This window comes from Alcaligenes sp. GCM10023179, assembly GCF_042653705.1.
Lineage (GTDB): Bacteria > Pseudomonadota > Gammaproteobacteria > Burkholderiales > Burkholderiaceae_B > Alcaligenes > Alcaligenes phenolicus.
The window spans coordinates 813244-826013 of record NZ_JBHSIQ010000001.1 but is presented as its reverse complement, the minus strand read 5'-3'; the positions used below and the strand labels follow the sequence as shown (position 1 = coordinate 826013).

At 56.6% G+C, this 12770-nt stretch carries 11 protein-coding genes; 4 read left to right on the top strand and 7 right to left on the bottom strand.

Translation table 11 applies throughout. From position 1 onward, the window contains the following. Positions 1–763: 763 nt before the first annotated feature. From ahpF to ACFPDR_RS03630, 3 genes are all read right to left on the bottom strand, one after another. Positions 764–2356 carry an alkyl hydroperoxide reductase subunit F gene (gene ahpF, locus ACFPDR_RS03640; RefSeq protein ID WP_026485487.1) on the bottom strand — a complete coding sequence of 531 codons (1593 nt, stop codon included), beginning with the start codon at positions 2354–2356 and terminating at the stop codon, positions 764–766. Positions 2357–2472: 116 nt separating this feature from the next. Continuing rightward, the gene (gene ahpC / locus ACFPDR_RS03635; RefSeq protein WP_009454841.1) at positions 2473–3036 is read right to left on the bottom strand and encodes an alkyl hydroperoxide reductase subunit C; all 564 of its coding nucleotides are present in this window, start codon (positions 3034–3036) and stop codon (positions 2473–2475) included. Positions 3037–3227: 191 nt separating this feature from the next. Beyond that, entirely contained in the window at positions 3228–4664 is a 1437-nt protein-coding gene (locus tag ACFPDR_RS03630; protein ID WP_251197117.1) for a PLP-dependent aminotransferase family protein, read from the bottom strand. A 152-nt stretch (positions 4665–4816) separates the two neighbouring features. Here ACFPDR_RS03630 and ACFPDR_RS03625 point away from each other — a divergent pair, with 152 nt between their 5' ends. The 4 genes from ACFPDR_RS03625 (at position 4817) to ACFPDR_RS03610 (ending at position 8854) form a co-directional block, all read left to right on the top strand. Next, positions 4817–5707 carry a DMT family transporter gene (locus ACFPDR_RS03625; protein ID WP_026485485.1) on the top strand — a complete coding sequence of 297 codons (891 nt, stop codon included), beginning with the start codon at positions 4817–4819 and terminating at the stop codon, positions 5705–5707. Between the two features lie 187 nt (positions 5708–5894). Next, entirely contained in the window at positions 5895–6632 is a 738-nt protein-coding gene (locus tag ACFPDR_RS03620) for a phosphoadenylyl-sulfate reductase (RefSeq protein ID WP_035273336.1), read from the top strand. A 9-nt stretch (positions 6633–6641) separates the two neighbouring features. Next, positions 6642–7553, top strand: a complete 912-nt coding sequence (gene cysD, locus ACFPDR_RS03615; RefSeq protein ID WP_009454833.1) for a sulfate adenylyltransferase subunit CysD — start codon at positions 6642–6644, stop codon at positions 7551–7553. Then, the gene (locus ACFPDR_RS03610) at positions 7553–8854 is read left to right on the top strand and encodes a sulfate adenylyltransferase subunit 1 (protein WP_376910573.1); all 1302 of its coding nucleotides are present in this window, start codon (positions 7553–7555) and stop codon (positions 8852–8854) included. Before cysD ends, ACFPDR_RS03610 begins: the two co-directional genes overlap by 1 nt. Positions 8855–8869: 15 nt before the next feature. Here ACFPDR_RS03610 and ACFPDR_RS03605 read toward each other — a convergent pair whose 3' ends face one another. From ACFPDR_RS03605 to ACFPDR_RS03590, 4 genes are all read right to left on the bottom strand, one after another. Further along, positions 8870–10057: an acetate/propionate family kinase gene (locus ACFPDR_RS03605; RefSeq protein WP_376910571.1), complete on the bottom strand. Its 1188-nt coding sequence runs from the start codon at positions 10055–10057 to the stop codon at positions 8870–8872. Next, complete coding sequence (locus ACFPDR_RS03600) at positions 10057–11043, bottom strand: phosphate acetyltransferase (RefSeq protein WP_009454816.1); 987 nt, start codon at positions 11041–11043, stop codon at positions 10057–10059. Before ACFPDR_RS03600 ends, ACFPDR_RS03605 begins: the two co-directional genes overlap by 1 nt. A gap of 261 nt (positions 11044–11304) precedes the next feature. After that, positions 11305–11772 carry a DUF1348 family protein gene (locus ACFPDR_RS03595; RefSeq protein ID WP_060186612.1) on the bottom strand — a complete coding sequence of 156 codons (468 nt, stop codon included), beginning with the start codon at positions 11770–11772 and terminating at the stop codon, positions 11305–11307. 61 nt (positions 11773–11833) lie between these two features. Further along, a complete protein-coding gene (locus ACFPDR_RS03590) occupies positions 11834–12751 on the bottom strand; it encodes a LysR family transcriptional regulator (protein WP_115634352.1) in 918 nt (305 codons plus the stop codon). Positions 12752–12770: the final 19 nt, after the last annotated feature.

Sequence of the window (12770 nt, the reverse complement as noted above, 5' to 3'; positions counted from 1 at the left end):
CAGCATCAGCACATTCAAATTAGAGCAAGATGATCATGATTTGCCACTGCATCAAAAAACATGTGGGCGGGTAGGTGCTTAGTTGCCAGACAAGCAGATCGACTGACAAGTAAACACGAAGAAATAAATGGACAGACAGCCAAATAGGCAAGCAGACAGGAAGGAAGGTAGACCAACAGAAAACAAGAAACCCCGCCAATTTAGCGTCCATCAACAGCTAGTTGGCAGGCTCATGACCATCTGCTCAGAACACATCACAAACCGCCAGTTGTCTCCACATGGAACGTAGGAAATCAAACACCTCTTTTGTTCCACATCCCTGCCAATTTCTCGTACATGAAACGACTGAAAAATCGCGCCATCTCATGCATCGAGCCGCTCAAGCCGTCTGCCCCTGCCTCGGGGCGATTCAGACTGCTTGCCGCGGGCTGTTCTGGAATCCGGGATGCAAGCCCTGTGTTGTTCGAGCGGGACGCTTGTACTTGGTCCGGGGGACCAAGTACCCCGGGAGTTCACAGGGCGCCCGGATTCCAGAACAGACAAGGGTACCGGTGCGCAGCACCGGCAAGTAGTCAAGCCCCGAGGCAGGGGCAGACGGCTTGAGCGGCGTCTTTCCTGAGACGACTTTTCTCAAAGCACCCAATCAATGCTGAAGCACTCCCGATACACAACAACTACTTGTCACCCCACCCTCAGACAAAAAAAAGAGCCACCCCAAACAGGGTGGCCCTCTTGAACAGCCAGGTCCAACAATCAGAAATAATTAAGCAGTCACTTTCTCTGCAACCGGCTCTTCAACTTCAGCCGAACTACGGATCAGGTAATCAAATGCGCTCAAAGCAGCTTTGGCACCTTCACCTGCAGCAATAACGATCTGTTTGAAAGGAACGGTCGTTACGTCACCCGCTGCAAACACACCAGCCAGCGAAGTCGCACCACGAGCATCAACCTCGATCTCGCCATGACGCGACAGCCCCACATCGCTGCCCTTCAACCATTCCGTGTTGGGCACCAGACCAATCTGAACGAACACACCATCCAGCTTCAGGCTCTTGGCTTCCTGAGTAGCACGGTCCAGGTAATTCAGACCCACTACCTTGGTGCCATCACCCAGAACTTCAGTGGTCTGAGCCTGCATGATGATCGTCACATTAGGCAAGCTGCGCAGCTTGGTCTGCAAGACCTGGTCAGCACGCAAGGCATCACCGAACTCGATCAAGGTAACGTGCTTGACCAAACCAGCCAGGTCAATTGCCGCCTCAACGCCGGAGTTACCACCGCCAACCACCGCCACATCCTTGCCCTTGAACAAAGGACCATCACAGTGCGGGCAGTACGCCACACCACGGTTACGGTAATCCTGCTCACCAGGCACATTCAGTTCGCGCCAGCGGGCACCAGTAGCCAGAATCACGGACTTGGCCTTGAGCTGAGCACCGCCATCCACATCCACAATGACCTGCTTGCCTTCACGGCGAATCCCTTGGGCACGATGCAGATTCATGATGTCCACATCGTAGGCTTTGACGTGCTGCTCCAGCGCCGTTGCAAACGCAGGACCATTGGTCTCGACCACCGAGATGTAGTTCTCGATCGACATGGTGTCCAGAACCTGACCACCAAAACGCTCGGCCAATACACCCGTACGAATCCCCTTGCGAGCGGCGTACACCGCAGCGGCAGCACCTGCAGGACCACCACCCACAATCAGCACATCAAACTCGTCCTTGGCGTTCAAGGCTTCGGCACGAGCCGAGTTATCGCCCGTATCCAGTTTGGCCAGCAACTCTTCAGCACTGGCACGGCCTTGATGGAACATTTCACCATTCAAGAACACGGCCGGAACCGACATGATGTTGCGCTGCTGAACCTCGTCCTGGAACAGGGCACCGTCAATCGCCACGTGCTTGATACGTGGGTTGATCACGGACATGGCGTTCAAGGCCTGCACCACGTCAGGACAGTTCTGGCACGACAGCGAGAAATACGTTTCAAAAACAAAGTCGCCGGGCAGATTACGGATCTGCTCAATCACAGCGGCATCCAGTTTGATCTCGTGGCCACCCACTTGCAGCAGGGCCAGGATCAAAGAGGTAAATTCGTGTCCCATCGGGATACCCGCAAAGCTCACGCTAATGTCGGTACCGGGACGGTTAATTTGGAAGGAAGGCTTGCGCTCTTGCGCATCCGCATCTTCGCGATAGCTGGTCTTGTCGGACAGACCATCAATTTCTTGCAACAGTTCGCGCAGCTCGACGGACTTGGCGCCAGTATCCAGCGTCGCAACGATCTCGATCGGTTGCGTGATCTTCTCGAGGTATGCCTTCAATTGAGTTTTGATGTTTGCATCTAACATGTGAAACGCCCTTTATCCTGTACTGAACGAAACAACTTGAGGTGCCTGAACCGGTCAGGCACCGGGGTGGCGGCGCAGCGCGCCGACCACCGCTAAAGACCCGTGTTTAAAAGGTCTTAGATCTTGCCAACCAGATCCAGGGAAGGAGTCAGCGTCTTGGCGCCTTCTTCCCATTTAGCTGGGCAAACTTCACCGGGGTGAGCGGCGATGTACTGAGCGGCTTTAACTTTGCGCAGCAGTTCGGAAGCCACACGGCCGATACCGTTGTCGTGGATTTCCAGGACCTTGATTTCGCCTTCTGGGTTCACCACGAACGTACCGCGCAGAGCGATACCTTCCTCTTCGATCAGCACGTCAAAGTTGCGCGACAGCTGATGAGTTGGGTCACCGATCATTGGGTAGTTAACTTTGCTGATGGCTTCCGAAGTGTCGTGCCATGCTTTGTGAGCAAAGTGAGTGTCGGTGGACACCGAGTAAATTTCTACGCCCATTTTCTGGAATTCGGCATAGTGGTCAGCCAGGTCTTCCAGTTCGGTTGGGCAAACAAACGTGAAGTCGGCTGGGTAGAAAACGAAAACAGCCCACTTACCGGCAACGGTTTCGTTGCTGACTTCGATAAATTTGCCGTTGTGAAAAGCTTGTGCTTTAAAAGGTTTGATGACGGTGTTGATCAAAGACATATTTGCTCCGGTGAGTGATTAATCATTGACAGTAAAGCCATTATAGGAAGCCACTGCCGATTAGTAAAATTGATTAATGCAATAACGTTCATTGCTATTAGCTATCGCGCGTCGCATAAAAACTTCTTTCTATGCGTCGCACAGACTTATGCTAACAGAGCTAGATGACAGTGCAACTATCAGCGTTCAAGCTATAAGGCTACTTCGCTGGGCACGGGGCTGGAGGACTGCTTGGCGTTGAACAAACAACGGGAAAAATCCTGCCAAAACTGCGCATCGTCGCCTAAAGAAACATTAATACGCATATATGTAGATGGTTGCTGTTGCGGGGAAAACAAGGCCCCCGGCACCAATAAATGCCCTGGTCGCCCCAAAGCGCGCACCAGACTTTCCGTATCCACACCCGTATCCACCCAGACAAACATGCCCGCCTGGGGTGGTGCGTCCGGCGCCAGGCCTACATGCGCCAATTGCTCCAGGGTTTTATGCCTGTCGGCGTTGGCGTGACGGCGCAACCGCTCCAGGTGTTTGCGATAGGGTCCATCTACCAGCACCCGGTGAATGACCCGCTCACCCAGCTCCGGTGACGTCAGCCCTGCCAGCATTTTCAGATTCACCAAAGACTGCAGTAGTTCGGGAGCTGCTGCCATATAGGCCACCCGCAAACCAGCTGCCATGACTTTGGAATAGCCCCCCACCAATGTCACCCGATTCAACTGATCCAATTGCGCTAGACGGCAGGCAGGATTGGCGTGCAGCTCGCTATAGGTATCGTCTTCAATAATGTGGAAGTCCCAGGTCTGGGCCAAAGTCAGAATGCTGTGCGCCACCGCCGGACTCAAGCTAAAGCCGGTGGGGTTATGCACCACGGTATTCAAAATGACCAGACGTGGACGATGCTCGCGCGCCAGTTGTTCCAGTACCGCCAGGTCCGGGCCATCTGCGCGGCGTGGCACACTCAGCACTCGCACATCCACCACCGCCAGGCGAGCAAACAAGAGATACCAGGCCGGATCTTCCACAACAACCGCATCACCAGGCCGTAGCCAATGGCGCAGAAGCAAATCCAGCGCCTGCGTAACACCACTGCACAATAAAAGCTGCGTATCAGGATCTGCCTGTATGCCGCTATCTTCCAGCTGTCCCGCAATGTGCTGACGCAAGGGCCTGTAGCCATGCGAATGCCCATAGCCCAGCAAGTTGGAGCCGGCGCTACGGCTGACCTGCCGCAAGGCCGCCAGAATCATCTCGTTATCCAGCCACTGACTGGGAATGCCCGCGCTGTCGCTATGCCCCATGAAACTGTTCAACATCCAGTTCACATCTATTTTGCGCGGCTCATTCTTTTCTACATGCAGGGATTCGGAACGCAGGCGTCGAGGGCTGCGCACCCGCACAAAGAAACCGGAACCGGGCCGGGACTCCACCAAGCCCAAGGCCATCAACTTGTCGTACGCGGCCACAACAGTATGCGTACTGACCCCGGCAGACTGCGCCAACCGGCGCACAGAGGGTAAGCGACTGCCGCCCCGATACCGCAAATGCAGGGCCTGCTGCACCCAGGCGACCAGTTGATCGCTAAGTGTCACGTCCGAACCGCGCACGGGCTGCCAATCCAACCATTCCATGATGCTGAGCTCCAAGCGAGAAAACCAACTGTAGCGGAAGTTTGACCAGTACAGCTTGACCAACTGATTGATGAACTGTATCGCAACTGTATTGTTTATTTATTTTAAGCTCAAAGCTGTGATAAACCTATTTCTTATCCGTGGTGATTTTCATGAGCCGCAGCACCAGTCTTCCCATGCCCAGTACCGCCCCAGCATTGCTGATCTATCTCTACGCTTTTATCGGGGTTACCGTCTTTGCCTTCACCTTGCCCATGACACGGCTGGCGGTGCAAAGCTTTGACCCTTGGCTGGTCGGAATGGCACGAGCCAGTATCGCGGGGGTGTTTGCAGCCATCATCTTGCTGGCAACCCGCAGCCGTCGCCCCACTGCGTCGGAATGGCGCGGAATCGCCCTGTCCTGTACAGGTGTGATCGTAGGCTGGCCCGTGTTTTCCTCGATTGCCATGCAGACCGTGCCTTCCTCGCACGGGGCCGTATTGAGCGGGCTGATTCCTTTGGCCACCGCCATTGTTGCCTCCGCCCGCAGCGGTGAACCCTTGAGCCGCCGCTTCTGGATGCTGAGCCTGCTGGGTGCCGTACTGGTGCTGCTCTACGCTTTCTATATCGGTGAAGGCGCCCTGCAAACCGGCGATATCTGGTTGGCTCTGGCGGTATTCATGTCTGGCGTAGGCTATGCCGAAGGGGGGCGTGTTGCCCGTACCCTGGGTGGCTGGCGCACCATCTGCTGGTGCCTGGCAGCCAGCTTGCCGCTGACCATTCCTGCCACCCTGTGGCTGACTTTTCCCATGACAGAAATGCCCTCTTCCCAATCTGTCATGGCTCTGCTCTACCTGGCCCTGTTCTCTTCCTTGCTGGGTTTCTTCCCCTGGTACAAGGCCATGGCCATGGGTGGTGTGGCCCGTATTGGTCAGGTACAACTGGCCCAACCCTTCCTGACCGTACTGATTTCGGCAGTATGGTTAAGCGAGCAAGTGGACTTGCTGACCTGGCTGTCCTGCATCGTCATCATCGCCATTATTGCCGCCAGCCGACGGGCCTGAAAACACAATGACAAGGCGGCTAAATACAGCAAGGGCATATTCACCTAACTAATACTTCGTTCCCAGCGAGGGCTCGCGCAAGCACACTGGCTCATCACTTCATGAACCATGTAAAGGCGATAGCGCGGCCCACGTGACTCCGTTTTGAGCAGGGCCGGTACTGGTATTGCCGCAAGGACATCTGATCATGCCCGCCCAAGCCCCTGCCGCGCTTGCCCTGAGCGCCCGGCCACTGATGCTGTGGAAACAGCTGCGCGACGATCTGCAATATATCGCGCGCGAACACACGGATGCCGTTCTGGCCAGTTCTCTGGCTGCGGAAGACATGGTGCTGTTTCATGCCATGTCCATCTACACCCCCGAGTTGCAAACCGTCACCCTGGATACTGGTCGTCTGCACGAAGAGACCTTGCAGCTGGGGCGGGACATCCAGCAACACTACGAACGCCCTATCCTGTTTTTTCATCCGGATCCGGACCGGGTGCAGGAACACGTCAGCGCTCATGGCACACACGCTTTTTACGAAAGTGTGGAGCTGCGCAAAGAATGCTGCGCGATCCGTAAGGTAGAGCCACTGCGTCGTGCCTTGCAAGGCCGATCAGCCTGGATTACCGGTCAGCGCCGCGAACAAACAGCCAGCCGCACCGAACTGTCCAGCAAGGAATACGACAGCGTCTTTGGGCTGCAGAAATTCAATCCCTTGATCGAATGGACGCAGGACGATGTCTGGGCCGTGATCCGTGGCTTGAGCATCCCCTACAACCCGCTGCACGACCAGGGCTACCCCTCCATAGGTTGCGAGCCCTGTACGCGCGCCATTCGCCCCGGTGAGGACGTGCGCGCCGGGCGCTGGTGGTGGGAACAGCGCGACAGCCTGGAATGCGGCCTGCATGCCAGCAATCTGAATAGCAGTGTCAACACCTGAAGGAACCCCATGGGCGAACCACTCTCTACCCGTACTCATCTGGACTGGCTGGAAGCCGAGGCCATTTTTATTCTGCGTGAAATCGCGGCTGAAGCTGAAAAACCCGTGCTGCTGTTCTCCGGCGGCAAGGACTCCGCTGTGCTGCTGCAATTGGCCCAGAAAGCCTTTGCACCCGGCCCGCTGCCGTTTCCCTTGATGCATGTGGACACCGGCCACAACTACCCGGAAGTGATCGAATTTCGGGATCGCCGCGCCGCCGAGCTGAACGCCGAACTGATTGTGCGCAGTGTGGAAGATTCCATCGCGCGCGGCACCGTGGTGCTGCGCAATGAAACCGCCAGCCGCAACGGGGCCCAAGCCGTCACCTTGCTGGAAGCGATTGCCGAATTTGGCTTTGATGCCTGTTTCGGTGGCGCCCGCCGTGATGAAGAAAAAGCCCGCGCCAAAGAACGTATCGTGTCTTTTCGCGACGAATTCGGCCAATGGGACCCCAAAGCGCAACGCCCCGAGCTGTGGCACTTGTTCAATACCCGTATTCACAAGGGCGAGAACCTGCGCGTCTTCCCGATTTCCAACTGGACCGAGCTGGACGTGTGGCAATACATCCAGCGTGAGGCCATTGATCTGCCATCCATCTACTACACCCACTCGCGCGAAGTGGTGGAGCGTCAGGGGCTGATCGTACCCATCACGCCATTGACTCCGTTGCTGGATGGGGAAACCTCCGAATGGCGCGATGTGCGTTTCCGCACCGTAGGCGATATTTCCTGCACCTGCCCGGTGCTCTCTACTGCCGCGTCGGTGCAAGACATTATTGCTGAGACCGCCTTGGCCACTATTACCGAGCGTGGTGCGACCCGCATGGATGACCAGACGTCCGAAGCCTCCATGGAACACCGCAAGAAACAAGGATATTTCTAATGAACACAGTCAATGACGCCTGGCTGCAGGCTGCCGATCAAGGCGTGCTACGCCTGATTACCGCTGGCTCCGTGGACGACGGAAAATCCACCTTGATTGGGCGCTTGCTGGTAGACAGCCAGGGCGTGTTTGCCGACCAGATTGCGGCCATCCAGCGCTCCAAATACAAGCGTGGCGAGGACGCCGAACCCGATCTGGCCCTGCTGACCGACGGCCTGGAAGCCGAGCGCGAACAAGGCATCACGATTGACGTGGCCTATCGCTACTTCGCGACCCCCAAACGCAAATTCATCGTGGCCGATACCCCCGGTCACGAGCAGTACACCCGCAACATGATTACGGGCGCCTCCACCGCCCAGGCCGCCATCATTCTGATTGATGCGCACCGCGCCAAGGACGGTGAACTGCTGACCCAGACCAAGCGCCACAGCACCGTTGCCAAGCTGCTGGGCCTACGCCATATCGTGGTGGCGGTGAACAAGATGGACCTGGTCGATTGGGACCAAGCCGTGTTCGACCGTATCCATGAAGCCTATCGCCAACTGGCTACCCAGCTGGGGATTGAGCACTTTCATATCATTCCGCTCTCGGCCCTGAAGGGCGAGAACATCACCCAGGCTTCGCCACACACGCCTTGGTATCAAGGTTTGCCACTGCTGCCTTTGCTGGAATCGCTGGATCTGCGCGAGAACATTCAGCGCCCTGCCCGTTTGTTTGTGCAATGGGTGGCGCGTCATGGCGGCAGCCGTGCTGATGGCTTCCGTGGCTACGCCGGTCAGCTCAGTGGCGGCCGCATCCAGGTGGGCGATAGCGTTCAGGTATGGCCTAGCGGAAAAACGGCGGTGATCACACAGCTGTTTCGCGCGGGCACAGAACAAACTTCTGTCAGCGACGGGGACGCCGTGACTGTAGTGCTGGATCGTGAACTGGACATTTCACGGGGCGATTTGCTGACACTGGCCCATGAAGAAGTAAGCACCAGCAAACACTTTGATGCGCAGCTGTGCTGGCTGGACGAGCAGGACTTGAACACCACCCGCTCTTACTGGTTAAAACAAGGCACACGCCTGACCCAAGCCAAGGTGCAAGCCGTTCATGCCTTGCGCGATGTACATAGCCTGCAAGAGCAGCAAGCCACTGGCAGCTTATCCCTGAATGATATTGGTCGTGTCAGTCTGGTCAGCCGTGACCCGCTGGTGCTGGACGATTATCAGGATCACTCCAGCACGGGCTCCTTTATCTTGATCGACCCCAGCACGAACCAGACCGTGGCTGCCGGTCTGGTTCAAAAAACCGCCTAAAAACGTGTAGCGGGCCTACTGTTTGGCACGCACCAAGGCGAGGGACTGTTCAGCAATGATCAGTTCCTCGTTGGTTGGAATCACCAATACACGCACGGCACTGCTGTCGGTAGAAATCACGGTTTCCCCTGCCTGATTACGAGCCGGATCAATCTCCACCCCCATCCACTCCAGGTGCTTGGCGATGCCTGCCCGAATAGACGGGCTGTGCTCGCCAATCCCCGCCGTGAAGACCAAGGTGTCCAGCCCCTTCAAGGCAACGCACAAACCCGCCAGATTCTCTGCCGTGTGATAGCAGAAGTACTGCACCGCCAGCTTGGCACGAGGATCATCGGAAGCTTCCAGCGCACGCATATCCGCTTGATCGCCGGACAAGCCTTTCAGGCCGGATTGGGTGTAGAGCACGGACTGGATCTCGTCGTGCTCCATGCCCTGCTCCAGCATCCACAGCACGACACCGGCATCCAGACGCCCCGGACGAGTCCCCATAGGCAAGCCGTCCAGCGCCGTAAAGCCCATGGTGGTGTGAACGCTGCGGCCTTCCTTCAAGGCGCAAGCCGATGCACCTGAACCCAGATGGGCAATGACGACGCGCCCGTCAGCCAGTTCGGGAATTTCGCGACGCAGGTGCTGGGAAATATAGTGATAGGACAGGCCGTGGAAACCGTAGCGGCGCACGCCCTGTTCAAAGAACCGACCAGGCAATGCAAAATGCTGCAAATGCGGGGCATGTCCTTGATGGAAGGCCGTATCCAGACACGCTACCTGGAAGATTTCCGGGTAGTGCTCGAAGATCACGCGAACAGGAGCCAGATTGTTCTGCTGATGCAGTGGTGCCAAGGGTGACAGGCTGTCCAGATACTCCAGCACCTGCGGGGTCAAGGGTACGCTGCTGTCGTAGCGGGCGCCCCCGTGCACAATACGGTGGCCAACGGCAATAGGCCGACCATCCACATGCTCCAGCAGCCAGCGCGCCACCAAAGCCTGCGCTGTATGCAGGTCCTTGGCCTGCTCGCCATCCAGATCCTGCTTGACCATGGATTGGCCCTGGGCATCTTTAACTTTGAAGGCTGGCTGGCTACTGCCAATGCCCGAAACCTGACCGCCAAACTCAAAATCCAGTTGGTCGCCCGGCTGGACCTTGTACATATGAAACTTCAGGCTGGAGCTGCCTGCGTTAATGACCAGAATCTGCTCGCTCATTAGTGCGCAGCCTCCACAGCAACTTTACGTTCCAGATAGCCCGCGTAAAGGCTGGCAACGGCGCAAGAGGCCATGCGGGTCTGGGCGCTATCGGCTCGGCTGGTCAGAATGATAGGCACACGAGCCCCCATCACGATACCGGCAGCCTGGGCGCCGGACAGGAAGGTCAGATTTTTGGCCAGCATATTGCCGGCCTCCAGATCGGGGGCCACCAGAATCTGCGCCTTGCCCGCAACGGGCGACACAATTCCTTTGATGCGCGCCGCCTCGGGGCTGATAGCGTTATCCAGCGCCAAGGGGCCGTCCAGCACACCGCCCGTAATCTGGCCGCGATCAGCCATCTTGCACAAGGCAGCCGCTTCCAGCGTGGTCGGGATTTTTTCGGTCACTTGCTCGACCGCAGACAGGATGGCGACCAACGGTTTGCCCAAGCCCAGGCCGTGGTGCAGATCAATGGCGTTTTGCACAATATCCGCTTTGGTGCTCAGATCGGGGAAAATATTGATGGCACCGTCCGTCACAAACAAGGGCTCCGGATAGCTGGGCACATCCATGATGAAAACATGACTCAAACGGCGACCAGTCCGCAAGCCCTTGCCCTGGGTGCACAGCACGGCCTGAATCAGTTCATCCGTATGCAGGCTGCCTTTCATCAGCAACTGGGCACGGCCGGCCAGCACTTCCTCTACGGCTCGCTCTGCCGAGGCATGGCTGTGGGGGGTATCAATCAAGGTGACCCCTTCCAGGCTTAAACCATGCTCTGCCGCTACGGAATGCAAACGGGCCTGCGGGCCAACCAGCACGATCTCGAACAGGCCTTGGGCCCGTGCCTGCAAGGCGGCTCCAAGGGACACATCATCGCAGGGATGAGCCACCACACAAATTCGACTGTGCTCTTTGCGAGCTTGCTCGATCAATCGGGAATAATGACTGGAAGGCCCAGTGCGATCCACGGCGGCCGTATCCGGGCCAGCAGGGTGATTCATGATAGAAGACTCCTTGGAGATGAACGAAGGCTAACCCAACACTAAACCATTTATCCAAGCGTGTGTCTTTGATTGCGAACAGGGAAACTTCAATATTTCGCCCTTTATTCTTTCCAGACCATGAAGAATGAAGCATAAAGATTAAATATTAAAAAAAATCCGGTTTAGCCAAGTGCAAACCGGATTTTTATTTCTGTGGTGGCGTATTCGTCCCGAACCACCGCAATCTGAGCGTATCCAGGATCAGCCACCCAGGTTTAATTAAAGGCCAAGATCACTCAAACCCGGATGCTCATCGGGGCGCCGCCCCAAGGGCCAACGGAACTTGCGTTCGGATTCTGTAATTGCCACATCGTTAATGCTGGCATGGCGCACCGCCATATAGCCATGCTCGTCAAATTCCCAATTTTCATTTCCGTAACTGCGCCACCACTGACCGTATTCATCTTGCCATTCATAAGCAAAACGCACGGCAATTCTATTTTCATGCCAGGCCCAGATTTCTTTAATCAAGCGGTATTCACGCTCTTTTTGCCATTTGCGTTCTAAAAAAGATTGAACCTGATCTCGCCCCTGCGGAAACTCGCTGCGATTGCGCCAGCGCGTATCCACGGTATATGCCTGCGAAACCTTGACCGGGTCACGACTATTCCAGGCATCCTCGGCGGCACGCACTTTCTGGCGAGCACTCTCCAGATCGAAAGGTGGCAAGGGAGGACGTGTATCCATAGTGATCTCCTAGAAAACAAGAGTGGACCAGACAGTCTAGCGGCAAAACGTAAGCAGTCTCTTACTGGCCGGTATCGGCCCAGGCGGCCTGTTCAAATCCCGCGACCAGAAAATCGATAAAAGCTTGCACACGGGCTGAGCGCGAACGGCCCGGAGGCGTCAGCAGATGCAAGGTCAGGCTGGGCAAATCCCATTGCGGTAACACGATTTCCAACTGGCCTTGCTCGACCATATCGCCCAGCAGGAATTGAGGCAGCACGCTAAGCCCCAGGCCCTGAAGCAAGGGTGGGATCAGGGCCTGGGCATTGTTGACTTGCAAAGCACAGGGCACGGTTTGGGAGTAATACTCCTGCCCTTGCTGAAAGCGCCAGACACTGCCGCGTCGCTCGTAGGCGTAGCGCAGGCTCATGTGCTGAGCCAGGTCGCTGGGGTGTGAGGGTCTGCCGTACTTGGCCAGGTAACTGGGGGCGGCAACCAGCCGCAGGCGCAAATTGCACAGACGGCGCACCAGAAGGCTGGAATCATCCATAGTCGAGATACGCAAGGCCATGTCGAAACCTTGTTCCACGATGTTCACCTGGGCGTCATTAAAGTGCAGATCCAGCAGCACGGCCGGGTGCTTTTCCATGAAGGCGGGCAGCAAAGGGGCCAGATGCTCCAGCCCGAAGGACATGGGGGCAGCAATCTTGATACGTCCCTGCAGGCTTTCTTTCTGGTCGCGTGCCAGGGCTTCCGCGTTTTGTCCGGCAGCTAGAACGGCTTGGGCCTGTTCCAGGCTGGCCTGCCCGGTTTCTGTCAGGGACAGGCGTCGGGAGGTACGGTGGAACAGGGACACATGCAGCTGTTTTTCCAGCCGGGTGATTGCCTTGGAGACAGTAGGTTGTGACAGGCCCAGAACTTCGGCTGCCTGGGCAAAGGAGCCGGTTTCCGCCACAGTGGCAAAGATGGCCCAGGCTTGTAAATCCGGTAATGTTTTCATGTCGTTTTTGGAATGAATT